The 25,199-nt window shown below is 63.3% G+C and carries 18 protein-coding genes; 9 read left to right on the plus strand and 9 right to left on the minus strand.

Annotated features, from left to right (window positions below):
- Window positions 1-5: 5 nt before the first annotated feature.
- The 3 genes from paaK to paaY all read left to right on the plus strand — a co-directional run bounded on the left by paaK (window position 6) and on the right by paaY (window position 2,940).
- On the plus strand, window positions 6-1,313 hold the full coding sequence (gene paaK, locus SSARUM_RS14985; RefSeq protein WP_016927188.1) for a phenylacetate--CoA ligase PaaK: 1,308 nt from the start codon (window positions 6-8) through the stop codon (window positions 1,311-1,313).
- A gap of 79 nt (window positions 1,314-1,392) precedes the next feature.
- Entirely contained in the window at window positions 1,393-2,331 is a 939-nt protein-coding gene (gene paaX / locus SSARUM_RS14990; protein WP_033635109.1) for a phenylacetic acid degradation operon negative regulatory protein PaaX, read from the plus strand.
- 12 nt (window positions 2,332-2,343) lie between these two features.
- The gene (paaY, locus tag SSARUM_RS14995) at window positions 2,344-2,940 is read left to right on the plus strand and encodes a phenylacetic acid degradation protein PaaY (protein ID WP_060419008.1); all 597 of its coding nucleotides are present in this window, start codon (window positions 2,344-2,346) and stop codon (window positions 2,938-2,940) included.
- A gap of 39 nt (window positions 2,941-2,979) precedes the next feature.
- Here paaY and SSARUM_RS15000 read toward each other — a convergent pair whose 3' ends face one another.
- The 5 genes from SSARUM_RS15000 to SSARUM_RS15020 all read right to left on the minus strand — a co-directional run bounded on the left by SSARUM_RS15000 (window position 2,980) and on the right by SSARUM_RS15020 (window position 7,873).
- On the minus strand, window positions 2,980-4,377 hold the full coding sequence (locus tag SSARUM_RS15000) for an amino acid permease (protein ID WP_060419009.1): 1,398 nt from the start codon (window positions 4,375-4,377) through the stop codon (window positions 2,980-2,982).
- A gap of 20 nt (window positions 4,378-4,397) precedes the next feature.
- Entirely contained in the window at window positions 4,398-5,585 is a 1,188-nt protein-coding gene (locus SSARUM_RS15005; protein WP_060419011.1) for an amino acid aminotransferase, read from the minus strand.
- A 58-nt stretch (window positions 5,586-5,643) separates the two neighbouring features.
- Entirely contained in the window at window positions 5,644-6,015 is a 372-nt protein-coding gene (locus tag SSARUM_RS15010) for a RidA family protein (protein WP_060419013.1), read from the minus strand.
- Window position 6,016: 1 nt separating this feature from the next.
- Complete coding sequence (locus tag SSARUM_RS15015) at window positions 6,017-6,814, minus strand: alpha/beta hydrolase (protein WP_060419015.1); 798 nt, start codon at window positions 6,812-6,814, stop codon at window positions 6,017-6,019.
- Window positions 6,815-6,961: 147 nt separating this feature from the next.
- A complete protein-coding gene (locus SSARUM_RS15020; RefSeq protein ID WP_033647869.1) occupies window positions 6,962-7,873 on the minus strand; it encodes a LysR family transcriptional regulator in 912 nt (303 codons plus the stop codon).
- Window positions 7,874-7,971: 98 nt separating this feature from the next.
- Between SSARUM_RS15020 and SSARUM_RS15025 the strand changes: the two genes are divergently transcribed.
- Entirely contained in the window at window positions 7,972-8,589 is a 618-nt protein-coding gene (locus tag SSARUM_RS15025) for a glutathione S-transferase family protein (RefSeq protein ID WP_033653568.1), read from the plus strand.
- A 4-nt stretch (window positions 8,590-8,593) separates the two neighbouring features.
- Window positions 8,594-9,508, plus strand: a complete 915-nt coding sequence (locus tag SSARUM_RS15030) for a pyridoxamine 5'-phosphate oxidase family protein (protein ID WP_282493402.1) — start codon at window positions 8,594-8,596, stop codon at window positions 9,506-9,508.
- Window positions 9,509-9,545: 37 nt separating this feature from the next.
- Here the strand turns inward: SSARUM_RS15030 and SSARUM_RS15035 are convergent, their stop codons facing one another.
- Window positions 9,546-9,761: a glycogen synthase gene (locus SSARUM_RS15035; protein WP_038872200.1), complete on the minus strand. Its 216-nt coding sequence runs from the start codon at window positions 9,759-9,761 to the stop codon at window positions 9,546-9,548.
- Between the two features lie 211 nt (window positions 9,762-9,972).
- Here SSARUM_RS15035 and gabD point away from each other — a divergent pair, with 211 nt between their 5' ends.
- The 3 genes from gabD (at window position 9,973) to SSARUM_RS15050 (ending at window position 12,354) form a co-directional block, all read left to right on the plus strand.
- Window positions 9,973-11,448, plus strand: coding sequence for an NADP-dependent succinate-semialdehyde dehydrogenase (gabD, locus tag SSARUM_RS15040; RefSeq protein ID WP_060419019.1), 1,476 nt, complete (start codon window positions 9,973-9,975; stop codon window positions 11,446-11,448).
- A 101-nt stretch (window positions 11,449-11,549) separates the two neighbouring features.
- Complete coding sequence (locus tag SSARUM_RS15045; RefSeq protein WP_060387986.1) at window positions 11,550-11,963, plus strand: GyrI-like domain-containing protein; 414 nt, start codon at window positions 11,550-11,552, stop codon at window positions 11,961-11,963.
- 19 nt (window positions 11,964-11,982) lie between these two features.
- The gene (locus SSARUM_RS15050; RefSeq protein ID WP_060419021.1) at window positions 11,983-12,354 is read left to right on the plus strand and encodes a glyoxalase superfamily protein; all 372 of its coding nucleotides are present in this window, start codon (window positions 11,983-11,985) and stop codon (window positions 12,352-12,354) included.
- Between the two features lie 6 nt (window positions 12,355-12,360).
- Here SSARUM_RS15050 and SSARUM_RS15055 read toward each other — a convergent pair whose 3' ends face one another.
- The gene (locus SSARUM_RS15055; protein WP_060419023.1) at window positions 12,361-12,756 is read right to left on the minus strand and encodes a (R)-mandelonitrile lyase; all 396 of its coding nucleotides are present in this window, start codon (window positions 12,754-12,756) and stop codon (window positions 12,361-12,363) included.
- A 171-nt stretch (window positions 12,757-12,927) separates the two neighbouring features.
- On the opposite strand from SSARUM_RS15055, the gene SSARUM_RS15060 reads away from it, so the two are divergent.
- On the plus strand, window positions 12,928-13,821 hold the full coding sequence (locus tag SSARUM_RS15060; RefSeq protein ID WP_033647876.1) for a LysR family transcriptional regulator: 894 nt from the start codon (window positions 12,928-12,930) through the stop codon (window positions 13,819-13,821).
- Here SSARUM_RS15060 and SSARUM_RS15065 read toward each other — a convergent pair.
- The gene (locus tag SSARUM_RS15065) at window positions 13,818-14,807 is read right to left on the minus strand and encodes an aldo/keto reductase (RefSeq protein WP_060430265.1); all 990 of its coding nucleotides are present in this window, start codon (window positions 14,805-14,807) and stop codon (window positions 13,818-13,820) included. The genes SSARUM_RS15060 and SSARUM_RS15065 overlap by 4 nt on opposite strands.
- 130 nt (window positions 14,808-14,937) lie before the next feature.
- A complete protein-coding gene (locus SSARUM_RS15070; RefSeq protein WP_060431617.1) occupies window positions 14,938-24,954 on the minus strand; it encodes a non-ribosomal peptide synthetase in 10,017 nt (3,338 codons plus the stop codon).
- Window positions 24,955-25,199: the final 245 nt, after the last annotated feature.

Here is a 25,199-nt window from a genome sequence, read left to right on the forward strand (position 1 = left end):
TAACCATGACAATAAATCCACAGCCCCTCGAAACGATCGAATTCGCCTCGCGCGATGAGATTGAAGCGTTGCAGTTGGCGCGTCTGAAGTGGACGCTGCACCACGCCTACGACAATGTGCCGATGTACAAACGCAAGTTCGACCAGGCCGGCGTGCATCCCGACGATCTCAAACAGCTGAGCGATCTGGCGCGCTTCCCTTACACCACCAAGCAGGATCTGCGCGACAACTACCCGTTCGACACCTTCGCGGTGCCGATGGAACAGGTGGTGCGCATCCACGCCTCCTCGGGCACCACCGGCCGCCCGACGGTGGTGGGTTACACCCAGCGCGACATCGATAACTGGGCCGATATCGTCGCCCGCTGTCTGCGCGCCGGCGGCGCCACCGCCAAAGACAAGGTGCACGTCGCCTACGGTTACGGCCTGTTCACCGGCGGCCTGGGCGCGCACTACGGCGCGGAGCGGCTCGGCGCGACGGTGATCCCGATGTCCGGCGGCCAGACGGAACGCCAGGCGCAGCTGATCCTCGATTTCAAACCCGACATCATCATGGTGACACCGTCCTATTGCCTGACGCTGATCGACGAGCTGGAACGCAAGATGGGCGGCGACGCGCGCGGCTGCTCGCTGCGGCTCGGCGTGTTCGGCGCCGAACCCTGGACCGAAGCCCTGCGCCACGAAATCGAAACCCGCATGGGCATCAAGGCGCTGGATATTTACGGCCTGTCGGAAGTGATGGGGCCGGGCGTGGCAATGGAGTGTCTGGAGAGCGGCGGCGGCCCGACCATTTGGGAAGACCACTTCCTGCCGGAGATCATCTGCCCGGAAACCGGCATCGCCCTGCCGGACGGCGAGCACGGCGAACTGGTGTTCACCACCCTGACCAAAGAGGCGCTGCCGGTGATCCGCTACCGCACCCGCGATCTCACCCGGCTGCTGCCGGGCGACGCGCGCCAGATGCGCCGCATGGGCAAAATCACCGGCCGCTCCGACGACATGCTGATCATCCGCGGCGTCAACGTCTTCCCGTCGCAGGTGGAAGAGCAGATCATGCAGTTCGAGCAGCTGTCGCCGCACTACCAGCTGCAGGTCAGCCGCAGCGGGCACCTGGACACGCTGGCGGTGCGCGTCGAACTGAAAGAATCGGCGCTCAGCCTCAGCCATCAACAGCGTTGCGACATCTGCCACCAGCTGCGCCACCACATCAAATCGATCGTGGGCGTCAGCACCGACGTCAGCATCGCCAACTGCGGCGATATTCCGCGCTCGGAAGGCAAAGCGCAGCGCGTGGTCGATTTGCGGCCGCGCTGAGGCGCACGGCGTCACGGATGACGCCGCCTTAAATTAGGCGTAATGTTATGGCTCATCGAAGGCTAACCCATGGAAAAATATGGAACATAAACTGGATGAGTTCATTCGCCATGCCGTCGACGCGCAGCCGATCAGCGGCACCTCGCTGATCATTTCGCTGTACGGCGACGCGCTCAGCCACCGCGGCGGCGAAGTGTGGCTCGGCAGCCTGAGCGCGCTGCTGGAGGCCTTCGGCTTCGGCGATCGCTTCGTGCGCACCTCGGTGTTCCGCCTGCAGAAAGAGGGTTGGCTGGCGGTGGAGAAAATAGGCCGCCGCAGCTTCTACCGCGTGACCGAGCAGGGGATGCGCCAGTTCCGCCACGCCGAATCGAAAATCTATCTGCGCGAGCAGCCCGCCTGGGACGGCAAGTGGGAGCTGTTGCTGCTGGAAAGCGCCGAAAAAAACGCGCGCGCGCGGCTGAAAAAAGAGCTGGGCTGGCTCGGGTTCGGGCAAATCGCCAACAACCTGATGGCCGCCCCCACCCATGCGCAAACCGACGTGACGGCGCTGCTCGGCGAGCTGAACGCCAGCGAGCAGGTGATTTATTTCCGCGCCGATTATCCCTACAACCGCTCCGAGCAAACCCTGCAGAAATTGGTGGCCGACTGCTGGTCGCTGAGCGAGGTGGCGGCCGGCTATCACGAGTTTATCGTCTCCTTCCGGCCGCTGATGGCGCTGCTGCGCGAAGTCGATCCGGCGGCGCTGACGCCGCTGCGCTGTTTCCAGATTAAGCTATTATTGATTCACTTCTTCCGTCGCGTGGTGTTGAAAGATCCGCTGCTGCCGGACGCGCTGCTGCCCGCGCAGTGGGAGGGCCAGATCGCCCGCAACCTGTGCATCAATCTTTATCAGCAGGTCGATCGCGCCGCAACGGAGTACGTCAGCGCGCTGGCGGAAACCACCATCGGCGCCCTGCCCGCGCCGGCCGCCGGCTACTATCGGCGCTTCGGCGGCCTGCCGCGCGACCCTACATATTAAGGAACTCACGCTATGCCTGTGTATCAGATTGACGGCCTGACGCCGGTCGTTGACCCCAGCAGTTACGTGCACCCGACGGCGGTGCTGATCGGCGACGTGATCGTCGGCAAACACGTGTACATCGGCCCGAACGCCAGCCTGCGCGGCGATTTTGGCCGCCTGGTGATCTGCGACGGCGCCAACATTCAGGACAACTGCGTGATGCACGGCTTCCCGCAGCAGGACACGGTGGTGGAAGAAGACGGCCATATCGGGCATGGCGCCATCCTGCACGGCTGCCGTATTCGCCGCAATGCGATGGTGGGCATGAATGCGGTGGTGATGGACGGTGCGGAGATCGGCGAGAACACCATCGTCGGCGCGATGGCGTTCGTCAAAGCCGCGGCGGTGATCGAAGCCAACAAGCTGGTGGTCGGCAGCCCGGCGCGCGTGTTGCGCGATCTGACCGAGCAAGAACTGGCCTGGAAGATCGCCGGCACCCGCGAATATCAGGATCTGGTTCAGCGCTGCAAATCCTCGCTGCGCGAAGTGGCGCCGCTGACCGAAATCGAACCGGGCCGCCAGCGCCTGAGCTTCGGCGACCACCTGATCCCGAAAAGCCAGCTGTAATCCCCGGGGCTGAGGCGCGCCTCAGCCCCTCCCCCCGCATTACTCCACCTCCGGCGCCTTGAACGGCGACGGCGCAGCCGCGCGGCGGCTCTGGAAGCGGTAGGCCGCCACCAGCAGCAAGGTGAACGGAATACCGAACCACAGCGTCATACGGAAGAATTCGGTAAACGCGGTCGAGATCATCAGCGCCGCCATCAGCCCGGCGCCCAGCAAGGTGGTATAGGGGAACCCCCACATGCGGAATTTCAGGTGAGTCTGCCGGTGCCGGCGGCGGAAGAACAGATGGGTGACGAAAATCATCAGCCAGGTAAAGCAGGCGCCATACACCGAGATAGACATCATGGCGGCGAACGAGGTTTCCGGTGCCACCAGGCTCAGCACGATAGACACCACGATGCCGATGCACGACATCGCCAGCGCATTGACCGGAATGCCGCGCCGGCTGACGCGCCCCAATGCCGCCGGCGCCTGCCCGGCGCGCGACAGCGAGAACATCATGCGGGTGGTGATATACAGCTGGCTGTTCATCGCCGACAGCGCCGCCACCAGCACGATAAAGTTGAAAATACCGGCGGCGGCGGGCAGATGGATGACGTTCATCGCCATCAGGAACGGGCTTTCACCGGTGCCGGACTGGCGCCAGGGCACGATGGCCAGCATCAGAGCGATCGACAGCATGTAGAAGATGAACAGCCGCACGAGGGTGCCCTTGAACGCCGCCTTCACCGCAATCACCGGATTTTTCGCCTCGCCGGCGGCCACCGCGATCATTTCAATGCTCAGGTAGCTGAAGATAGACACGATCGTTGCGAACCACATGCCCTTGACGCCAAACGGCATGAAGCCGCCGGCGGTCAGATTGCGCAGGCCGTAAGCCGGGTTGCCCGAGAACGCCAGCATGCCGATGCCGATCAGAATGAACGCCACGATCGCCGTCACTTTGACGGTGGACAGCGCGTATTCCACCTGGCCGAACGACTTCACGCCGATCACATTGACGACGATCACCGCCGCCGAGAACAGCAGCACCCACGGCCAGGTCGGCGTCGCCGGGAACCAGAACTGCATGTACATGCCGATGGCGGTAACTTCGGTGCCCACCGCCAGCACCACGCAAGACCAGTAGGAATAACGCACCAGAAAACCGAACAGCGGGCCGAGATAGAATTCGGCGTAGTCGCCGAACGAGCCGGGCGTCGGGTGTTCGGAGGTCATTTCCGCCAGGCTGCCCATCAACAGCAGCGCAATAACGCCGCCGATCAGGTAGCTCAGCAATACCGCCGGCCCCGCCATCTGAATGGCGTAGGCACTGCCGAGAAACAGCCCGGTGCCGATGGCGCCGCCGATCGCCAGCATCGACATCTGCCCGGCGGTAAGATGCTTGTTCAACCCGCCCTGACGGCGGGCGATATGCTCAAAATCATTCATCTGTGGCATGGCTGGGTTCCCGGGCGAAGTTAGACGGTACGGGTGACGTCGAGAATGGCGGCGGTCACGTAGTCAATATTGCCGGGGTTGAGCCCCGGCAGGCACATGCGGCCGGGCGAAACCAGATAGATGGCGTAGCGCTGCCGCAGGGTCTGCAGCTGAGCTTCGTTCAGGCCGGTATAGCTGAACATGCCGCGCTGATCGCGTATACGCTGGTGATCCAGCGAAGAGCCGCCCCGCGCCAGGCCGGCGGCCAGCTGCTCACGCATCTGCTTGATGCGCACGCGCATTTCCGCCAGCTCATTGCGCCAAAGCTCACCGAGTTCGGCGTCGCCGAGCAGGGTCTCCACGATCTGGCTACCGTGCGTCGGCGGGCAGGAGTAGCTGCGGCGGATCAGCGTTTTTAACGCACCTTTGACGTTGGCGGCGTTTTCCGCATCGGCGCAGCGCACCGACAGCGCGCCCAGCCGCTGGCCGTACAGCGCCACGTTTTTGGAAAACGAGTTGCAGACCAAAAACGGCAGATCGGTTTTCAGCGCTTCGCGCAACGCAAAGCAATCCTCCTCCAGCCCGTCGCCGAAGCCCTGATAGGCGATATCGAACAGCGGCAGCAGCTTACGCCGCTGCAGCACGGCGAGCGTGGCGCGCCACTGCTCCGCCGTCAGATCGGTGCCGGTCGGGTTATGGCAGCAAGGATGTAACAGGACTACGCTGCCGGGCGGCAGGCTGTCCAGCGCGTCGAGCATGGCGGCGAAACGCAGGCCTCCCGCCGCTTCGTCAAAGTAGGGATAGGTATTCACCTGCAGCCCGGCTCCTTCAAATATCGCCCAGTGATTGGCCCAGGTGGGAGCGGATACCCAAATGTCACCGCGCGCCAGAAAGTGGCGCAAAAAATCCGCCGCCAACTTTAGCGCACCGGAGCCGCCGACGGTCTGCACCGTGGCGATCTCGGCCGCCTGTTGCTCGCCGAACAGCAGCGCCTGCACCTGGCGAGCGAACTGCGGCGAACCTTCGATCGGCGGATAGCCGTGCGGGCGACGCAGCGCCAGCAACCGCTGCTCGGCGGCCTCCACCGCCTGCATCAGCGGAATATTCCCCTGCCGGTCGTAATAGAGCCCAATGCCTAAATTCACTTTTTTCGGATTGGGGTCCTGCAAATAGGCTTCCATCAGCGACATAATAGGATCGGCTGCAGAAGGTGCAATCTGTTTAAACATGACGCATCCTTAACTCGTTATTGAATTAATATGAAGACGGACTTAATGAGAAATTAAATCAGGCGATGGCGCTGACGGTAATTTCTATTTTCATTCCCGGCACCACCAATTTATCGACAATAACCGTGGAGCGATTGGGATAAGGATAATTAAAGTATTTCCGGTAAATATCATCGAGCAATTTAACGTCGTTAACGTCGGTGAGATAAACCATTACCTGCAGCACCTTATCGCTGTGGCTGCCTGCCGCCTTCAGCGTCTGGGCCAGGTTGTCGAAGGTTAACGCAATCTGTTGCTCAGGCGCGCCGGTCTCGATGCTGCCGTCTGCCCGCACCGGGCCGTGGGCGGTAAACAGCATGCCGCCGCCCCGGGTGGCCCAGGAAAAAGGCTGGCCGATCTCCGGCAGCCCGGTCGCTACGATTTCGCGCATGTCAGTGGTTCCCGTGGTGGTCAAGTTGGCGAAGCAGCGCGCCGTCGGCGGCGAACAACGCATCCAGAATGGTGAAATGATTGGCGCCGGGCACCGCGACCAGATCGGCCGGCAGCCCGCCTTGGCGCAGCGCCGCGTGATAGTGCTGCGACTGGCCGATCAGTTCCGGCAGCTCATCAGCGCCGTAATACAACGTGAGCGGCTTACTGCGCGCCGGCAACCGGCGCGCCGGGCTGAGCGTTTCAATCTGCCGCGCGGTCAGCTGCAGCGCCCGGTTGACATAGCTCTCTTGCAGCGGCGCCAGTTCGAACAGGCCGCTGACGGGAAAGACCGCATCCACCAACGCATGCCGCTGCCAAAACGCCGCCAGATGCCCGCCGGCGGAATGGCCGCACAGATGCACCGGATGGGCATAGTGCGGGGGCAGACGACGCTGAATGGCATCAAGCGCCGCCCCCACCTGGCGACAAATAGCGTCAAGATTAACCGCCGGCGCCAGCGCATATTCCACCAGCACCACGTCAAAACCCAACGCCAACGGCCCGGCGGCGATAAAGGCGAAATCTGCCTTATCGCAGCATTGCCAATAGCCGCCGTGAATAAAAATTAACGTGCCCTGGTGCTGCTTTGCAGAATAAAGCCAATCAATCGTCTCGCGTTCGCTTTCGCCATACGCAATATTCTTTTCATGCTTCGCCTGATGATAAATAGCCGCGCTGCGAGTTTGAAATGAAGTCAAAATAGCGTCTTCATTATCCACCGCGGCACCGTTGTCATAGCTCCCCGCAAGTTGTTTCATATATTAAACTTCGTTTATTATTTAAGATATGAATTAACTATTAGCACCGGCAACATTATTGTCAAGATGGGCACATCAGCAATGCGCGCCCGGTAAAATAAAATGAGACAGGCGGCGAAAAAGTTTAACCCATGAAACTTTTCGCGCTTATTTTCCCCGCCCGTCCGGCTGAATTTGCGGCAATGCGCTGAGCCGTTCAAACGCATAATCCCAAAAGGCGCGCACCTTGAGCGGCATGCGCTGCGCCTGCTGCGCCACCAGCTGTACCGGCATCGGCAACGGTTCATGGTCCGCCAGCAGCCGCACCAGCGTGCCGGCGGCCAGATCGTCCGCCACCTGATACGAGAGCAGCCGGGCGATGCCCTTGCCAGCGCGCACCGCCAGCAGCTGCGCCTCCACGTCGTTGAGCAACAGCCGGGGAGCCAAGCGCACGCGCTCGCCGTTTTCCTGCGGGCCGAAGCGCCATTCGCGCAGCGACGGCCGCTGGGTGCCGACGATGGTGGCATGCTCCGCCAGCTGCGCCGGTGAGCGCGGCTCGCCGCAGCGCGCCAGGTAAGCCGGGCTGGCGACCGTCACCCGGCTGACCTGCCCCAGCCGCCTCGCCACGCGCGAAGAGTCCTGCAGATGACCGATGCGCACCGCGATATCCAATCCTTCGTCAATCAGATCGAGATTGCGATCGTTCAACACCATTTCGATCTGCATCTGCGGGTAGTCATCGAGAAACGCCATCACCACCGGCGCCACGTAGCGGCGGCCGAACTGCACCGGCGAGGTGACGCGCAGCAAGCCGCTCAGCTGCGCTTCGGCGGTATCCTGCACCACCGCCTGATAATCCTGCAGCAGCTGTTGCGCGCGCTCCAGCAGCCGCACGCCCGCTTCGGTAGGCGCCAGCCGCCGGGTGGTGCGTTCCACCAGTCGGGTGCCGAAACGCTGTTCCAGCGCGGCGATCGCCCGGGTGATCGCCGGCGCCGAGCGCCGCAGTTTGCGCCCGGCCGCCGCCAGGCTACCCTGCTGCACCACCGCCACGAAGATGGCCAACTCGTCTAACCGATCCATAGACTCTTCCGAAAAATGAAATTATCAATTTCCACATTGCCGGATTCCGCTCATTCGCCGCAAGAGTATGCTGAAAAAAAACAGTGAGGAGAAACGCCATGTCCACCATCACCCTCTACGGCACCCCGCTTTCCGGCCACGTTCACCGCGTGGCGTTGCTGCTGCGCATGCTGGCGCTGCCCTATGAATGGGTAGAAGCCTCGGCGGAGGTACGCCAGAGCGCGGCCTTTCGCCGGCTCAACCCGTTCGGCCAGATCCCGGTCTTGCAGGACGGCGATCTGACGCTGGCCGACAGCAACGCCATTCTGGTCTATCTGGTGAAGCGCTATGCGCCGAACAGCCACTGGCTGCCGGAACAGCCGGCGGCGGCGGCGCGAGTGCAGGCCTGGCTTTCCAAAGCCGCCGGTGAAGTGCGCTACGGCCCGGCCTCCTGCCGGCTGATCGCCCAGTTCGCGGTGCCGGAGGATTATCAGGCGGCGCGGGCAATCAGCGATCGTTTTCTGCCGCAGATGGAGCAGCACCTGAGCGAGCGCGACTATCTGGCCGGCGAACAGGCGACCATCGCCGATTTGGCCTGCTACAGCTATGTGGCGGTCGCGGCCGAAGGCGGCATTTCGCTGGCGCCTTACCCCGCCATACGCCGCTGGGTGGCGAGCATCGCGGCGCTTCCCGGCTTCTTCGCCATGCCGGCCCTGCCGGAACCGGCGGCGAGCTGACGCCATGATCCCGCAACGGTTCCACCCCGATGAGCTGCGCGCGCAAACGCTGGCCGGTTTCGATCGCGTGGGCGGCGGCATCTACCCCGCGATGCCGGATCAGCACCGCGCGTTTTTCGCCGCGTTGCCCTACCTGTTCGTCGCCACGCTGGACGAACAGGGCTGGCCCATCGCCACCCTGTTCAGCGGCCCGTCCGGGTTTTTACGCACGCCGGACGACACGCACCTGCGCATCAGCGCGCCGCGCCGCAGCGACGATCCCGCCCAGGCGCTGTTGCTGCCCGGCAAACCGGTCGGCGCGCTCGGGCTCGACTTCAGCAACCGGCGACGCAACCGCGCCAACGGCACCGTCGGCCGCACCGACAAAAACCGGGTGGAGATCGTCGTTCACCAAAGCTTCGGCAACTGCCCGCAGTACATTCAGCGCCGCGAACTCTACCCGGTGGAGAGCCGGCCACAGCCGGTTGAGCATTTAGCTTCGCTCGATGCGGCGGCGCAGGCGCTGATCCGCACCGCGGACACCAGCTTCGTCGCCAGCGGCGCGCACCTGGAACTGGCGCAGGGCGGCGTCGATATTTCCCATCGCGGCGGCCGCCCCGGCTTTATCCATCTGGCAGGCGACACGCTGTGGATACCGGACTTTCGCGGCAACCGTTATATGAATACGTTGGGCAACCTGCTGGCCGAACCGCGGGCGGCGCTGCTGTCCATCGATTTTGAGCGCGGCGACGTGCTGCATCTGCAGGGAAAAACGCAGATCCTCTGGCAGGCGGAAGGACATCCCGGCGTTGAAGGGGCGGAACGCTATTGGCGGTTTGACGTTCACCGCGCCTGGCGTTTTGCCGCGGCGCTGCCGTGGCGGGGACGCGATCTGGAATATTCGCCGGCGACGCTGGCGACCGGGGTGTGGCGCCGCTGAAATGAAAAGCCCCGCTGCGGCGGGCTGAATCGGAAGATTACAGGCTGTGTTCGGCCGCCGCTGCGGCCTGATAAAGCTGACGAAAATAACGCAACCGCGCAAAGAACAGGCGGCTTTGCTGTTCCGACATATTGCCGGCCACCTGCCCGGCGTCAATCTGCCGCCCTTGCCATTCCATCAGGGCGATGCTCGACGCCAAAAAATCCATTTCGCTGCCGTAGGCCGCGAGATGTCTGTCCACTGATTTCATCATTCGCACACTCCTTTTAATCACATCGAAAAGGGTCATATGCCTGCTCTTTCAGTATCGGCCCGGCGGCGGATATTTTTTGTACAGAAGATGCGCATAAAGAAAACGCTCATCTTGTCGCCACGCTGGCAAACGGCGGCTGCAAAGTTTGCTAGGGTAAAGGGTAGCCGTATGGGATAGACCATTCTGTTGAACTCAGCAAAGGAAGAGAACAATGAGCACCAGCATTAGCGCTACCCTCAAGGATCCCACGCTGTTCCGCGAGGCCAATTACATCGACGGGCAATGGTTGCCGGCCCAAGCAGGCCGTTCGATCGCCATTCATAATCCCGCCAACGGCGAGCTGGTCGGCCACGTGCCGGCCTTCGGCGCCGAAGAAACCGCGCGCGCCATCGCCGCCGCCAAGAAGGCGCAGCCCGCCTGGCGTGCGCTGACCGCCAAAGAACGCGCCGGCAAACTGCGGCGGCTGTTTGAACTGATGATGGAAAATCAGGACGATCTGGCACGCATCATGACGGCGGAACAGGGTAAACCGCTGGCTGAAAGCCGCGGTGAGATCGCCTATGCCGCCTCCTTTATCGAATGGTTCGCCGAGGAAGGCAAGCGGGTCTACGGCGACACCATTCCGCAGCCGCAGGCCGGTCGCCGCATTATCGTGCAGAAAGAGCCGATCGGCGTGTTCGCCGCCATCACCCCGTGGAACTTTCCGGCGGCGATGATCACCCGCAAAGCCGGCCCCGGCTGGGCCGCCGGCTGTACCGGGGTGATCCGCCCCGCCAGCCAGACGCCGTTCTCGGCGCTGGCGATCGCCGTGCTGGCGGAGCGCGCCGGGCTGCCCGCCGGGGTGTGCAACGTGATCACCGGCCCCAGCAAGGGCATCGGCGGCGAACTCACCGCCAACCCGGATGTGCGTAAACTCTCCTTCACCGGCAGCACCGAAGTCGGCGCGCAGCTGCTGGCCCAGTGCGCGCCCACCATCAAGAAAACCAGCATGGAGCTGGGCGGCAACGCGCCGTTTATCGTGTTCGACGACGCCGATCTGGACGCCGCCGTGGCCGGCGCGGTCGCCTCGAAATACCGCAACGCCGGCCAGACCTGCGTCTGCACCAACCGTTTTCTGGTGCAGGACGGCGTATACGACGCCTTCGCCGCCAAACTGAAAGCCGCCGTCGCCAAGCTGAAAGTCGGCAACGGGCTGGATGAGGGCGTCACCATCGGCCCGCTGATTAACCCGGACGCAGTGGAGAAAGTGCGCGAGCATATCGCCGACGCCGTCGAACACGGCGCATCGGTGCTGCTGGGCGGCAAGCCTGACGCGCTGGGCGGCAATTTCTTCACCCCGACCATCCTGACCGACGTGCCGCGCACGGCGAAAATCTTCCGCGAGGAGACGTTCGGCCCGGTGGCGCCCCTGATCCGCTTCAGCCACGAGGCCGACGCCGTCGAACTGGCCAACGACACGCCGTTCGGCCTGGCCGCTTACTTCTACAGCCGCGACATCGGCCGAGTGATGCGCGTGGCCGAAGCGCTGGAGTACGGCATCGTCGGCATCAACGAAGGGCTGATCTCCACCGAGGTGGCGCCGTTCGGCGGCATGAAGCACTCAGGTTTGGGGCGCGAAGGCTCAAAATACGGCATCGAAGACTATCTCGAAATCAAATACCTGTGCCTTGGCGGTTTGGGCGCCTGATGCGATGGGCTCCCGCGCCTGCGGGGGCCCTGCCTGGCGGTTTTGGAGAGTCTTTGCTACCTTTAGGCCTCTCGTTCAAACGGTTAAAAGGAATTTCCGCTATGCACCCCCTCTCGATGCAGTTGCCCGGCTTTTACGTCGCCGGCCAGACAATCAGAACCACCAATCAGGACGAAACCCGGCCCGAAACGGCTAAAATTTCTGCGCTGTGGTCAGACTTTTTCACCACCTCGCCCGCCATGCCGGTCTACGGGGTCTACTCCAACTACGCCTCCGACGCCGGCGGGCCGTTTGACGTCACCGCCGGCAGTGCGGCAGAGAGCGGTTTGTACATCCAACCCGGCCGCTATCTGGTGTTCCAGGCCCGGGGCGCGATGCCGGCGGCGGTCATCGAAGGCTGGCAAGCCATCTGGGCCTACTTCGAGCAACACCCGGAAATCGAACGCCGCTTCCTGACTGACTTCGAAGCCTATACCGGCCCCGACGCGGTCGATATCCATATCGGCTGCCGCTAACGTAACAGTGAGATCGACGATGACCACCTTCTCCCCCGCCATTCCGATCCTGCGCATCTTTTCGGTCGACAAGGCCAAAGAGTTTTATCTGGGTTTTCTCGGTTTCACGCTGGCGTGGGAGCATCGTTTCAGCGAGGATCTGCCGCTGTACATGCAGGTGAGCCGCGCCGGATTGACGCTGCACCTGAGCGAACACTACGGGGACGGCACGCCCGGCGCCGCCCTTTTCATCCCGGTGCACGATATCGACGCGCTGCACCGGGAGCTCACGGCCAAAAACTACCGCTATGCCCGGCCGGGAGTGGAGGTTGTCGACTGGGGCAAGGAGCTGAATCTCACCGATCCGTTCGGCAACCGCCTGCGGTTTTGCGAGCAGAGCCACGAGGCCTGAGCGGCCTTATTGGCGGTACTCCGCCTCGTTGACCGGCTCCAGCCAGGTCACCGGGCTGCCGTCCACCGCTTCGGCGATGGCGATATGGGTCATGGCGGTGTCCGGCGTCGCGCCGTGCCAGTGTTTGACGCCTGCCGGGATCCAGACGATATCGCCGGGGTGCATTTCCTGCGTGGTCTCGCCCCACATCTGGATCCAACCGCGCCCCTGAGTGACAATCAGCGTCTGGCCGAGCGGATGCGTATGCCAGGCCGTGCGGGCGCCGGGTTCGAAGGTGACGGTCGCGCCGCCCACCCTGGCCGGCGCGTCACCGGCGAACGGCGCGTCGATGCGTACCTGCCCGGTAAAATAATCCGCTGAACCGCGCTGTGATGGGATCGAACCGCTGCGTTGTATTTTCATCTGTCGTGTCCTCCGCGCCGGCTCTCACCGCCGGCGCTGATCGTCATGAGTGAGTGATGCCAAGATAGCGCCATGCTTTTCCGGCGACTAGCGGGTAAAATGCGCAAGGAGCTATGAGCTAAATTCATAAATCTGCGCGACAGTGCGCTCACCTTCCTCTTCGGTGCCGATATGTTGAAAGAAAACTTTAACGATCTGATCGCTTTCCTGATGGTGGCCAGGGAGCGCAGCTTCACCAAAGCGGCGGCGCAGCTTGGGGTTTCCCAATCGGCGCTCAGCCACGCTATTCGCGGGCTGGAAGAACGCCTGGCGCTGCGCTTGCTCACCCGCACCACCCGCAGCGTCGCCCCCACCGAGGCCGGTGAACGGCTGCTCAACAGCATCGGCCCGCGCTTTGCGGAGATTGAAAGCGAGCTGAACGCGCTGGGTGAAATGCGCGATCGGCCCGCCGGCAACATCCGCATCACCGCCGGCGAACACGCGGTGGATGCGGTGCTGTGGCCGGTGTTGCGCACTTTTCTCGTCGATTACCCGGATATCAACGTGGAAATCACCGTCGATAACAGCCTGACCGACATCGTCGCCGGGCGTTTCGACGCCGGCATCCGGCTGGGGGAACAGGTGGCGAAGGACATGGTGGCGGTGCGCGTCGGGCCGGACATGCGCATGGTGCCCGTTGCCTCCCCCGCCTATTTCGCCCGTTACGGCCGCCCCGCCACGCCGCAAGCGCTGCAAAACCATCGCTGCATCAACATGCGCCTGCCCACCCTCGGCGGGCTGTACGCCTGGGAATTTGCCCGCGATGGCCGGGAGATCAAAGTGCGGGTGGAGGGGCAACTGACCTTCAACAGCCTGCGCCAGCGGATCGACGCCGCGCAGCTCGGCCTCGGCATCGCCTTTGTGCCGGAAGATACCGTCGCCGAGCCGCTGGCCGACGGCCGGCTGCAGATGGCGCTGGACGACTGGTGCCCGCCGTTTCCCGGCTATTACCTCTATTATCCGAGCCGCAGGCAGCACACCACCGCCTTTGCGCTGCTGATTGAGGCGCTGCGGCGCGGGGCTTAACGCCCGACGTTTTTCTGCAGATGCGCCGGGTAGCGATCGCCGATCACGTCGATAGCGGAAAGCGCGCGCTCAATCTCGCCCAGCTCGTCCGCCGCCAACGCGACCGCCGCCGCCGCGAGGTTTTCTTGCAGACGATGGCGCTTGGTGGTTCCCGGGATCGGCACGATCCACGGCTGCTGCGCCAGCAGCCAGGCCAGAGCGATCTGCGCTGGCGTCGCGCCCTTGCGCTGCGCTATCTGCCCCAGCACATCCACCAGCGCCTGGTTGGCTCGGCGCGCCTCGGCGCTGAAACGTGGCACCTGGTTGCGAAAATCGCCGCTGTCGAAGGTGGTGTCCTCGGTGATGGCGCCGGTGAGAAAGCCCTTGCCGAGCGGGCTGAACGGCACCAGACTGATGCCCAGTTCCGCCAGCGTCGGCAAGATTTCACGCTCCGGCTCACGCCACCACAGCGAATATTCGCTTTGCAGCGCCGTGACCGGCTGCACTGCGTGGGCACGCCGAATGGTTTGCGCTCCGGCTTCCGACAGGCCGAAGTACTTCACTTTCCCTTCGCGAATCAGTTGCTGCACTGCCCCGGCCACCTCCTCGATAGGCACCTCGGGATCGACGCGATGTTGATACAGCAGATCGATGGCCTCTACCCGCAGGCGCTTCAGCGAACCGTCCACCGCCCGGCGAATATGCTCCGGACGGCTGTTCAACACCTGTTGCCCCGCCGGCTGCGACAGATCGAAACCAAACTTGGTGGCGATAACAACCCGATCGCGCACCGGCGCCAGCGCTTCGCCCAACAATTCCTCGTTCGTGAAAGGACCATAAATCTCGGCGGTATCGAAGAACGTCACGCCTTCGTCGACCGCGGCACGGATCAGCTCGATCGCCTGTCGTTTGTCGGTGGCCGGGCCATAGCCAAAACTCAGCCCCATGCAGCCCAACCCCAACGCCGAGACTTCCAGCCCTTCGCGCCCCAATTTGCGTGTTTGCATCTTCACTCTCCCGCTGATTGATACCGGCGCCGCCTGACGCGGCGCCGCTCCGGTGTGATGACTGTAAAACACGGTTGGCACCATGACTATGGGGCGAAATACGCTTGGGCTTATGAGCCAGGCTCATGAATCAAACGTCATCGTTGAGCGCTTGGCCGATCGCCTCCTCACACAGCAGGATGTTATGGTGATGACAAGCCAGCGGGATGACCCTCAGCCGCTCACAGACCGCGCCTAGCCCATTATCCGCCACCGCCAGCAGCGGCGCCGTGACCGCCTCCGGCAACTGCGGGTTCCTCTCCGTCGCCTTAAACAGCGTCACCTTGGTGGTCTGCAGCCTGCGGCTCAGCCGCCCTTCTGACAGCCGTCGCTCCGCCTGCCCTGCGGCCATGGCGCGTGTCGCCGCCTCGCCTTCGATGCCCAGCACCGGCAGCAGCTGATCCAAGGGCAACTCCGCCGTAGCCTGCCGGTAGAAGCTGTCCAGCAGATACAGTTGCACGTTACGGCAGCCACGCGCCTCCAGGCGGGCGGCAATCTCCAACGCGATAATGCCCCCCAGCGACCAACCGAGAATGCGCACCGGCCCGGCGCCTTGCAGCAGACCGGCGGCGATCATCTCGTTCAGATACCGTTCGGCCAGATCGCCGAGCGAGTCGATAGCGGGTTGATGGTAAAGGTTATGGTTATCGACGCCATAGCAGTTGAATCGCCCCTGCAGCGGCTGGGCGAAAGCGTGGAATGCCTCCGCCCCTACCAGCGCCGGATGGATCATCCATACGACGGGCGCGCCCTCTGCCCAGCGGTTAAGCGGCAAGACCAGGCGGCGTTCCTTGGCGGCCAACAGGTTTTTCAGCGTGCGACTTTGCAACAGCTGCACCACCGGCACCGGCGCGGCCATCAATTCGCCCATGCCGACACACAGGGAAATGGCCTTGATCGAGGTGCCGCCCAGCAGGAAGAAATCGTCCGTCATGCCGACCTGCCCGCACTGCAGCGCCGCCTGCCACAGCGCACACAGCTGCTGTTCCAGCTCGTTCGCGGGAGCGACATAAACCTGCGGTTCGCTCGCAGCAGGCGTAGGCAACGCCTTGCGATCCAGCTTGCCGCTGGAGTTGTGCGGCAACGCTTCCAGCCGCATCAGCGCCGCAGGCAGCATGTACAACGGCAATTGCCCGCTCATAAAGGCCAACAGCGCCGATTCATCCAGCGGCGCCTCGCTGACGTAATACAGCGCCAGGCGCTGCCGATGCGCCTCCGACAGCACGACGGCGCAACAGGATTTGATCGCGCCGAACGCCAGCGCACATTGCTCGACCTCGCCCAGTTCAACGCGGTAGCCGTTGATTTTCACCTGAAAATCCATACGGCCGAGGAACTCCAGGTTGCCGTCCGGCAAATAGCGGCCGGCGTCGCCGGTGCGATAAAGCCGCTCCCCCAGCTCCGGATGGTAGATGAATTTCTCTTCGGTCAGCGACGGATTGCGGTAATAGCCGCGCGCCACGCCGATCCCACCGATGTATTGCTCCCCCGGCAAGCAGGGCGGCAGCACGCGCAGGTGACGATCCAGCACGTAAAAACGCTGATGGGCCATCGCCTGACCGTAAGGCACGCTGGGCGCCAGGATCGGCGTCTCCGGGATGTCGTACAGGATCGACCAAATGGAGCTCTCGGTCGCGCCCCCGGCGCTGACGACTCGGCACCCCGGCCGCCATTGACGAATGCGCGCCGGCAGTTGGCGGGAGATCACCTCGCCCACCAGCACCACGTTGCGCAGTTGCGGCCACTGCGCCTGCGACGCGGCGGATTCCAACTGCTCTACCAACAGCGTCATCACCGAAGGCGCAGAGTTCCAGAAGGTCACGCCCTGAGTCATCAACAGCCGATGCCAGGCCTCAGGCTGATAGCGTTCGGTTTCGGACGGCATCACGATAGCGCCGCCCACCGACAGCAGGCCGAAAATATCGAACACCGAAATGTCGAAACTCAGCGCGCTGAGCGCCAACCCGCGATCGTCCGCGCCGAGTTCCAGCTGGCGCAAGGTATCGATGATGCTGTTCACCGCGCCGCGATGTTCTATCGCCACCCCTTTCGGCGCGCCGGTAGAGCCGGAGGTGAAAATCACATAGGCCAGCGCGGAAGGCGCCGGCAAGACAGGCTCTCCCAGCGCCGCCGGCGGTAACGCCGTGACGGCCCCCTGCGGATCGATGGTCAACAGCCTGGCCTCGCCGCTGGTCGCCCACTCCCGGCTGCTGAGGATAATTCGGGTCTGCGACTGCGCGACGATATCCAGGCGGCGGCGTTCCGGCCAGGCGCCGTCCAGCGGCAAATAAGCCTTGCCGGCCATCAGAATCGCCAGCACCGCAATGATTTGCGCCCGCCCTTTGTCCACCATCACCGCGATGGTATCGGCGCGCATGTCCGCGTGCTGACGCAGCTGCAGCGACAGCGTCAGCGCGCGCCGATACAGCTCACCGTAGCTCAGTTCGCCCCATTCATCGACGATCGCCAGCCGTTGCGGATGGCGCTCGGCCTGACGGATGAAATCATGATGGATGGCACGCTCAAAATCGTAGGCCGACGGACAGGATTGATGGAAGGCGCGTTGCCGCGCCATTTCACTCTCCGAGACCAGCGCCAACTGGCTGACGCGCTGCTCCCCGTGATTGACGATCTGCGTGAGGATGGTCAGATAATACTCGCCCAACAGCGCCAGCGTGGCCGGTGAGAACAATGCGGTGGCATAGTTGAAGATCGCCCTGCCGCCCTGCGGCGCCGGCTGTATGCTCAGCGTCAAATCGAATTTGGCCGCCTGGTAGTGCGCCAGCAGATCCTGTGGCGCCAGCCAGGCCGGCGCATCCCCCACTTCCTCCAGCGCGAACAGCGCCTGGAACAGCGGATGGCGCGACAGATCGCGCGGCACCTGCAGCAGCTCGATCAGCTGATCCAACGGCAAATTCTGATGCCGTTGCGCCTGCAGCACGCCGTCAAAGACCCGGTTTACATAGTCGTTCAGCGACGCCGCATCGTCGATCTGCGAACGCAGCGGCAGCGTGTTGACGAAGAACCCGATCGCCGAGCGGGTCTCCGCCACCGGCCGGTTGGCGACCGGCGTGCCGACCAGAATATCTTGCTGGCCGCTGAAGTAACCGAGCAGCAGGTTAAAGGCCGCGAGATACAGCGCAAACGGCGTGACGCCCTGGCGCCGGGCGAACTGCGTCGCCTGCATCGTCAGGGTCTCCGGCAGCGCGATGACGTGGTTGGCACCGCGATGATCGAAGCGGGCCGGCCGCACGAAATCGAGCGGCATTTCCAGCGCCTGCCATCCATCCAGCGCTTGCCGCCAATACGCCTTCGCCTCATCCGCCTGAGCGGATTCCAGCCAGCGCCGTTGCCAGACGGCATAGTCGCCATAGTGCAACGGCAACGCCGCCAGCCCGGCCTCTTGCCCTTGCCGCTGCGCCTGATACAGCACGTCCAGCTCCTGCAACAGCACCGGCTGCGACCAGCCGTCAAACGCCAGGTGATGCACCAGAATCAGGCTGTAAGTCACCCACCCGCCATCCGGCTGCGCCACCCGGTAAACGGCTGCCCTGATCGGCAATTCCGCCCCCAGCGCAAACGGCCGGTCGATATCCTGCCGTAGCCTGTCCGGCCAGTGCGCCGCCGCCAGCGTCACGCGCTCCAGCGAAAGCGTCAGTTCACAGGCGCGGGCGACGGCGCTTTGGGATGGCATCTGGACAATCAGGCTGTGCAAGACCTGATGCCGGGCGACCACCGCCTGCAAACTGCGCTCGTAAGCCGCCAGGCACACCTCGTCGCCGAGACGGAACAGCATTGGTACGTGGTAGAGATTGCCGCCGCCGTTCAAATTCTCGATAAACCACAGCTGCAGCTGTGAAGAAGAGAGCGGATACTCGCGCTGCCGCAGCGGCGGGATCGACACCGGCGCGGCGCCCTGCTCCTGTTGCGGCAACGCGCGGCACAGCGAGCGGATCGTCGGGAAGCGCCCCAGCTCGCTCAGCGTGACCTCGCGCGCCAGCCGCCGGCCGATCTGATAGCAGGCCTGGATAGCCAGAAGAGAGTTGCCCCCCAGCGAGAAGAAATTGTCCTCCACGCCGATATCCTGCCGCTGCAGCAGATCGCGCCACACCGCCAGACAAGCGTTCTCCCATTCGCTCTGCGCCGCGACAAACTCACGCGCCGCCCTTTCCGGCTGCGGCAACGCCTGTCGCGCTATCTTGCCGTTTTCGGTCAGCGGCAGCTGCGCCAACTGCATCAGCGCCTGCGGCACCATGTAAGGAGGCAGTTGGCGGCTCAAATGCTGAGCCAGCGCCTGAGGGGCGATCGCCTCATCGGCAACGTAATACGCGGCCAGGCAGGGCTGCGGTTGCGTGACGAGCACGCAGCAACAGGCGGTCACGCCCGGATAGGCGAGCGCGGCATGTTCTATCTCCCCCAGTTCGATGCGATAGCCGTTCAGTTTGATCTGCTGATCTAGGCGCCCCATAAACTCCACGTTGCCATCCTCCAGCCATCGGCCCGCATCGCCGGTGCGATACACCCGCTCCTGCAGCTCGTCATGCCAGAAGAAACTCTCGGCGGTGCGTTGCGGATCGCCGTAATACCCGCGCGCCAGGCCTTCCCCCGCCAGATAGATTTCGCCTCGGACACCCGGCGCGGCGGGCCGCCGCCCGGCATCCAGGATATAGCAACGCTGGTGCGGCAACGGTTTGCCGTAAGGAATGCTGACCGACCGAATTTTCTGACCGCGCGGCACTTCGTACAGCATGGTGAAGATCGCCACCTCCGTAGCGCCGCCGGCGCTGCAAAAACGGCCGTGCGGCGCCCAGGCCAGGCAGCGTTCCGGCAGCGAGGTGGCGATCCAGTCGCCCCCCACCATCACCGCCCGCAGCGCCGGTGCCGGCCCAGCCGTCAACCCCGCCCCGTTCACATAATCCAGCAACAGCTCCATCAGCGCCGGTGCGCTCAGCCATTGCGTCACCCGATGGGTCATCATCAGCTGATACCAGGCCTGCGGATTGGTCCGATCCCGCTCGGCTGGCATCACGACCGCGCCGCCGGCGCTCAACGGGCTGAAAATGTCGAAGATCGCCAGATCGAAGCTCAACGCGCTGAGGGCCAGGCTGCGATCCCGCTCGTTGAGGCCGAAATACCGCCGCACGCCTTCCAGCATATTCACCGCGCTGCGATGTTCGATCGCCACGCCTTTCGGGGTACCGGTCGATCCCGAGGTGAAAATGATATAGGCCAGGCTGTCGGGCCCGGCATCCAGCGCCGGCAGGCGCTGTTCCGGCAGCGGCAGCTGCGCCGCCAGCCCTGCGGCATTCAGTTCGATCAGATTGATCTCGGCGCAGGCCCAGGGCGCATCGCTGAGCAGCGTATTGATGCCGGCCTGCGCCATCACGTTCAGCCGCCGCTGCGGCGGCCATGCCGCCTCCATCGGCAAAAACGCCTTGCCGCACATCAGCGCCGCCAGCAGGGCTACCGGCTGCCGGCGCCCCTTGTCGGCGATGACGGCGATGGCGTCACCGGTCATCCGCCCTTGCACGCGCAGCTGAGTGGCAAGCGTCAGCGCCGCCGCGTGCAGCTCACCGTAAGTCATTTCGCCCTGCTCGTCGACAACCGCCACGGCCTGCGGATTGCGCCGCGCATGCTGCACGAAGTCCTGTTGCAGGCTGCGTTCAAACGCATAGCCGAAGGCGGGCGACGCCGGCAGCGCCTGGCTCTGCGGTTGCAGACGGATATTTTCCAGCGGCCAGTCGTCGTGGTGCGCCATCTGCTGCAACACGGCGAGATAGTAGCCGGCCAACCGATCCATCGACGCTTTGCTGAACAGCGCCGAAGCGAAGTTGAAGCGCGCGCGCATCTGCTCCCCCTGCGGCGTCAGCGTGAGCGTAAGATCAAACTTGGCGGTGCGTTCATAAGCGCTCAGATCGACCACCGACAGCCAGTCCGGGCGCGCCAGTGCGCCGCCTTCGTTCTCCAGCGCGAACATGACCTGGAACAGCGGATGGCGCGAAAAATCGCGCGGCAGCGCCAGGTCGTCCACCAGCGCTTCCAGCGACAGCGTCTGATGCTGCTGCGCCTGCAGCGTCGTGGCCGCGACCTGCCGCACAAACTCGACGACGCGATGGCGCGGGTCGATCTGCCGGCGCAAAGGCAGCGTATTGACGAAGAACCCGATCAGATTCTCCAGTTCAGGGCGGCTGCGGTTGGCCAACGGCGTGCCGACCATGACATCGTTCTGGCCGCTGTAGCGGGACAGCAGCAACATGAACCCCGCCAGCATCACCGCATGCAGCGTCACCCCCTCTCTGCGCGCCAGCGCATCCAGCGCCTTCACCAGCGCCGCCGGCAACGGCACTTCGCTGTTGTCTCCGCGCTCGTCGAAGACCGCCGGCCGCAAAAAGTCCAACGGCAGCGAGAGTTGCTGGCAGCCCGCCAGCGCTTGCCGCCAAAAGGCCAATTCTTCCGCCCGGCGCTGCACATTTTCCGGCGCTTGTTGCCAGCACGCATAGTCGAGGTATTGCAACGCAGGCTCTGTCGCCTCACGCCACGTTCCCCGATAGCGCGCGTCCAATTCCTGCAGCAGCACCTCAAGCGACCAGCCGTCAAAGACGATGTGATGGAACACCAACAGGCAAACGGTCGTTTCCCGCTCCGCCGCATCGCGGTAACGGTAGCGCGTGGCGCGCAGCGGCAGCTCGCTCGTCAAATCCATCGGCTGGCTGCAGGCTTGCGTCAGCGCGGCGTCAAATTCATCGGCGCTCAGCGTTAGCACAGGCACCGGCAACGCGGTGTCGCTGACCCACTGGCTGGCTTCGCCCCGATCATTCTGGCGAATCAGGCTGCGCAAGATCTGGTGGCGCTCGACGATCGCCTGCAGGCACTCCGCAAAACGTTCGTCATCGATATCCGGCGACAGCTGTAGCAGCACCGGCGACAGATAATGCGTGGCGTTCACCGACAGTTGCTGAACAAACCACAGCCGCGACTGCTGAAGCGACAGCGGCGCCTCCCGCAGCCCGCCGGAGAGGATCGGCAGCTCGTCCGGCGGCGCCTGACGCTGGGCAGCGATGTGCTCGCTCAGCGCGGCCACCGTCGGGTGCTGATTCAACGTTAGCACCGAGATCTTCGCCCCCGGCAGTTTATTCACTTCGTGGCACAGCCGGATCGCCATCATGGAGTTGCCGCCGAGGCGGAAGAAGTTGTCATCCACGCCGACATCGCCCCCCAGCAGCCGATTGAACAGTGCCGACAGGCGAATCTCCAGCGGCGAACACGGCCGGCGAAACGCCGTTTGCGGCTCGATCGGCAAAGGTTCCGGCAATGCCCGGTAATCGACCTTGCGGCTCACCGTCAGCGGCAGCGCCGCCAGCGCCCGCATCGCCGAGGGCAACATGTAGTGCGGCAGCTGCGCCGCCAGCCGTTGCAAGATGTCGCCGGCCTCCGGCTCCGCGCCAGGTTGCGGCACATACCAGGCCGCCAGCTGATCCGCCGTGCCGGGACGCAGGCTCACCACCGCCTCGGCCACCTCAGGCAGCGCGCGCAGCTGCATTTCTATCTCGCCCAATTCGATGCGATAGCCGTTGATCTTGATTTGCTGATCGTGCCGTCCGAGGTACTCCAGACTGCCGTCGGCCAAGCGCCGCACTCTGTCGCCGGTGCGGTACAGGCGCCGGTACGGCTCACGCAGTTCAAAAGGATTGGCGGTGAACGCGGCCTCCGTCAACGTCGGCAGGTTCAGGTATCCGCGCGCCAGACCGACGCCGGCCAGGCACAGTTCGCCTTCCGCCCCCAGCGGCAGCAAGTTATCGTGCTCGTCAACCACATAGCAACGCATGTTGGCGATGGCGTGGCCGATATTGCGCGCGCCGTTGCGGCGATAAATATTCAGGCTGGCGCTGACCGAAGCTTCGGTCGGGCCATACATGTTGGCGACCTGCATGCCGCGGGCCAGGTAATGGTCGAGCGCTTCCTGCGCGCTCGCCTCGCCGCCGGTCGCGAGATAGCGCACCGAAGCCGGCAATTCAGGGAAGATGCCAAGCAGCGCCGGCGGCAGGAAGCAGGCCTCGATGCACCAGGCCGCCATCTGTTCGCACAACAACGCCGGATCTCGTCGCTGCGCTTCGCTCGCGATGAACAGCCGGTGGCCGTTGCCCAGGGCCATGAACACCTCAAAGACGTGCGCGTCAAACGCCAGCGAGGCGAACTGCAGGCAGTTGAGCGCATCCGGCTCATTGCGCAACAAACGCTGCGTATGGCCAAGCACCATGTTGGCCGCGCCCCGGTGTTCGCACAGCGTGCCCTTCGGCCGCCCGCTGGTGCCGGAGGTGTAAATCACGTAGGCCAACTGCCGGGCGTCCACACGCGGCAAGCTCGCGGCGTCCGCGTCGGCGAGCGGTTCATCCGCCGACAGGCAAAGATCGCCCGGCGCCAATCGCTGCGCCGCGGCCTGCAACGCGCTTTCGGTCAGGACGATCGGGCTGTTCACCTCTTGCAGGATATAATCCAGCCGCTGCGCCGGCGCGGCGGGATCCAGCGGCACATAGGCGCCGCCCGCCTTCATGATGGCCAGCATCGCCACCACCGCCTCCGCGCTGCGCTGCAGATACAGAGGGATCAGCGTCTCCGGCGGCATGGCCACGCCGCGCAGCCGTTGATACTCCGCCCGCAGCCGCAGCGCCAGACGATCGCTGCGCTGCGCCAGCTGGCGGTAGCTGAGCGATCCTTTGGCGTCGGTCACGGCGATGCGTTCCGGGTGACGGCGCGCCTGGCGGGCCAGGCCGTCGAGCAGCGTCGCTTCCGCGTCGGCCGTTGCAGGCCCGCTCTCCCAGGCGTCGCGGCAGCGCAAAACCTGTTGCGCCGTCAGCTGCGGCCAAGCGGCAATCGGCGCATCCGGTTCGGTTAACGCGCGCTGCAATAGCCAAAGATACTGCTCCGCCATCTCCGCCATCTGGGTCGCGTCGAACAGATCGGGGCGGTAGCGCAGGCGAAACTCAAAGGCCTGCTCGGTGGGCTGATACTCCAGCAGCAGTTCCGAACCGGCCAGATCGACATTGAACCGGTGATTGACGCCAATGCGACACCCCTCGAGCGCCAGCGGCGCATCTTTCAGGTAAGCCTGGGTAAAGTTGACGTTCAGCTGACGCACCGGACTGAGGCTCAGCATGTCATAAACCGGTAATTGGCTGTGCCGCAGCTTGCCAGCCACCTTGAGCGCTTTGCTGTAGGCCAGCGTCGCTCGGTACAGCTGATTGAACGTGGCTCCCGGGGCGAGGGTCAAGGGAAACACCGCAGTGTTGACCTGTGCGCCGAAGAACAGCGCCTCGCCGCCCTCCGGCGCGATGGGATAACCGATATGCACCGTTTCCTGCGCAGATTGTCGGGCGATCAGCAGCGCCCACAGCGTTTTGAAGATCAGGAAAGGATTGGCATACCTGACGCCGGATTTCAGCGCTTGCCACTCAGCGAACGGCAACGCAAAGCGCACTTCGCCGGCGCCGGGCGCTTCGGCCGCTGCGCCGGGGAGATAAGGCAACGCCACGCGCGGGGCGCATTCGGCCAGCATGTCGCCCCAGAATGACGCGGAACCGAACTCGTGTTTCAACGCCGCGATATCCGCCTCATAGCGCCGGTACAATGTGCTGATGTCCGTTTCATCCGCCTGCGGCGGCGTCACCGCCGTGCCGCGATTGTAATAGGCGGAAACGGCGCTGTAGAACTCCTGTCCGGACAGGCCGTCGATCAGGATGTGATGAACGACAATGATCAGGTTATAGCGCTGCGGAGCCAGCTCAATCAGGTAGAAGCGGCACAGCGGCCCTTCCCGGAGATCGAACGGCGTGTTGATTAACTTACCGACATCGCAATCGGCATCGAGCGTTTCCAGCGCAATTTTTTTCGCCGACCTTACCCAGCGTAATTGCGAGGCGCTGTCATCCAGAACGTGGTGAAACAGAATATAGTCACGGCAAACCCCGTCGATCGCCGCGCGCAGTCGGCCGACGTCCAATTCTCCCTCAATCGTCTGATCCAGCACCAGGTTGTACTCGCAGGAGTGTGGATTGAGCATGTACTCATTCCAAAATGTGTGGGTATAGGGTGAAGCGATGAGCGCGTCCATAAATCAATTCCCTTTTAATATATTCCGTAAATATATAAATAGATATTTATGCATGACATAAATACCGTAAGCGTTATACGATTGAGCTGTTAACTGAAAACCTAAAAAACATAAGAGGGAATATTATTTTATTTTTATAAAAAATAAAGCCACAAAAATACAAATAAATAAATATGATAAAAATCAATCAGATAAAATAGATTTTTATTTTCCACTAATGAATTAACCACATTGCATTCATTAAT

It is taken from the genome of Serratia sarumanii, from assembly GCF_029962605.1.
GTDB lineage: Bacteria > Pseudomonadota > Gammaproteobacteria > Enterobacterales > Enterobacteriaceae > Serratia > Serratia sarumanii.

Bases quoted from the DNA above. Each gene is read 5' to 3' on its own strand.
- SSARUM_RS15060 (WP_033647876.1), top strand. From the start codon at position 12,928: ATGTTGAAAGAAAACTTTAACGATCTGATCGCTTTCCTGATGGTGGCC.
- paaX (WP_033635109.1), top strand. From the start codon at position 1,393: ATGGAACATAAACTGGATGAGTTCATTCGCCATGCCGTCGACGCGCAG.
- SSARUM_RS15035 (WP_038872200.1), bottom strand. From the start codon at position 9,761: ATGATGAAATCAGTGGACAGACATCTCGCGGCCTACGGCAGCGAAATG.
- SSARUM_RS15065 (WP_060430265.1), bottom strand. From the start codon at position 14,807: ATGCAAACACGCAAATTGGGGCGCGAAGGGCTGGAAGTCTCGGCGTTG.
- paaY (WP_060419008.1), top strand. From the start codon at position 2,344: ATGCCTGTGTATCAGATTGACGGCCTGACGCCGGTCGTTGACCCCAGC.
- SSARUM_RS15005 (WP_060419011.1), bottom strand. From the start codon at position 5,585: ATGTTTAAACAGATTGCACCTTCTGCAGCCGATCCTATTATGTCGCTG.
- SSARUM_RS15050 (WP_060419021.1), top strand. From the start codon at position 11,983: ATGACCACCTTCTCCCCCGCCATTCCGATCCTGCGCATCTTTTCGGTC.
- SSARUM_RS15070 (WP_060431617.1), bottom strand. From the start codon at position 24,954: ATGGACGCGCTCATCGCTTCACCCTATACCCACACATTTTGGAATGAG.
- paaK (WP_016927188.1), top strand. From the start codon at position 6: ATGACAATAAATCCACAGCCCCTCGAAACGATCGAATTCGCCTCGCGC.
- SSARUM_RS15045 (WP_060387986.1), top strand. From the start codon at position 11,550: ATGCACCCCCTCTCGATGCAGTTGCCCGGCTTTTACGTCGCCGGCCAG.
- gabD (WP_060419019.1), top strand. From the start codon at position 9,973: ATGAGCACCAGCATTAGCGCTACCCTCAAGGATCCCACGCTGTTCCGC.
- SSARUM_RS15055 (WP_060419023.1), bottom strand. From the start codon at position 12,756: ATGAAAATACAACGCAGCGGTTCGATCCCATCACAGCGCGGTTCAGCG.
- SSARUM_RS15025 (WP_033653568.1), top strand. From the start codon at position 7,972: ATGTCCACCATCACCCTCTACGGCACCCCGCTTTCCGGCCACGTTCAC.
- SSARUM_RS15030 (WP_282493402.1), top strand. From the start codon at position 8,594: ATGATCCCGCAACGGTTCCACCCCGATGAGCTGCGCGCGCAAACGCTG.
- SSARUM_RS15020 (WP_033647869.1), bottom strand. From the start codon at position 7,873: ATGGATCGGTTAGACGAGTTGGCCATCTTCGTGGCGGTGGTGCAGCAG.
- SSARUM_RS15015 (WP_060419015.1), bottom strand. From the start codon at position 6,814: ATGAAACAACTTGCGGGGAGCTATGACAACGGTGCCGCGGTGGATAAT.
- SSARUM_RS15010 (WP_060419013.1), bottom strand. From the start codon at position 6,015: ATGCGCGAAATCGTAGCGACCGGGCTGCCGGAGATCGGCCAGCCTTTT.
- SSARUM_RS15000 (WP_060419009.1), bottom strand. From the start codon at position 4,377: ATGCCACAGATGAATGATTTTGAGCATATCGCCCGCCGTCAGGGCGGG.